Consider the following 1,381-nt stretch of genomic DNA (forward strand, 5'->3'; position numbering starts at 1 on the left):
GATGGTGCCGCCCTGGTGGGTGGGGACGGCGGGTCGGGGGCGGTCGGTGGGCAGGTCGAGTTCGGTGGGCAGGCCGGCCAGGGCGTCCTGCCAGTAGGCGAGCTGACGCGCCGACACGGACTCGGGGTCGTCCTCGGAGCCCAGTACCTCGTTCTGCCAGAGGGTGTAGTCGGCGTACTGGACCGGCAGGGGTGCCCAGTTCGGGGCCTGGCCGGTGGTGCGGGCCGCGTAGGCGGTGGTCAGGTCGCGGGCGAGGGGGGCGAAGGATCCCTCGTCGGCGGCGATGTGGTGCACGACCAGCAGCAGGACGTGCTCGGTGGGGCCGAGCCGAAAGAGGGTGGTGTGCAGGGGCAGGTCGCGGGTGAGGTCGAAGGTCTCGCCCGCTGCGGCGGCCAGCGCCTTTGAAAGCCGCTCGCCGGTGACGGCCTGGACCTCCAGGGCCGGGCGGGCCTGGTCGGGGGTGAGGATGATCTGGTGGGCGCCGTCGTCGTCCTGGGTGAACACGGTGCGCAGGCTCTCGTGCCGTGTGACGACGTCGGCCAGTGCGGCCTGGAGGGCGTCCTGGTCGAGGGTGCCGGTCAGGCGCAGTGCGATGGGAATGTTGTAGGTGGCATTGGGGCCCTCGAGCTTGTGCAGGAACCACTGGCCCTGCTGAGCCGCAGACAGCGGGATCCGCTCCGGACGCGGACCGGCGGTGACCGCCGCCCGGGCCCGGCCCGCCCCGCTCAGCACCACGGCGAGTGCTGCCACCGACGGCGTCTCGAACAGCGCCCGCACCGACAGTTCCGCGCCCAGCGTCGTGCGGATGCGGGAGACCAGACGGGTGGCGAGCAGCGAGTGCCCGCCCAGGTCGAAGAAGCTGTCGTCGATACCGACCCGGCCGAGGCCGAGGACGTCCGCGAACAGGTGGCACAGGATCTCTTCCTGCGCAGTGCGCGGAGCCCGGCCAGAGGTGCCCGTCTGAGCGTCGGGGGTGGGCAGGGCCTTGCGGTCGAGTTTGCCGTTCGCGGTCAGCGGCAGGGCATCGAGGGAGACGAACACGGACGGGAGCATGTAGTCGGGCAGAGTCTGGGCCAGATGCCGGCGCAGGTCCTCCCCGGACACCCGGGTGCCGGTCGTGTAGGCGATGAGGCGGTCGTCGCGGACGATCACCGCAGCCTGCGCGACTGCCTCATGGGCCCGCAGCAGGGTCTCGATCTCGCCGAGCTCGATACGGAAGCCGCGGAGTTTGACCTGGTCGTCGGCGCGTCGCAGGTATTCCAGATCACCGTTGCCGGTCCAGCGGGCCACATCCCCGGTGCGGTACATGCGGGTGCCGGGCGGGCCGTAGGGGTCGGCGAGGAAGCGTTCGGCGGTCAGGGCGGGCCGGTTCAGGTAACCC

1 protein-coding gene is annotated in these 1,381 nt (G+C 71.8%); it reads right to left on the reverse strand.

Features of this window, described 5'->3' with window-relative positions:
- Positions 1-1,381, reverse strand: a 1,381-nt coding sequence (locus tag ACFWWR_RS48570; protein WP_384310787.1) for a condensation domain-containing protein, incomplete at both ends; no start/stop codon positions are given.

This window comes from Streptomyces sp. NPDC058678 (assembly GCF_042714835.1).
Lineage (GTDB): Bacteria > Actinomycetota > Actinomycetes > Streptomycetales > Streptomycetaceae > Streptomyces.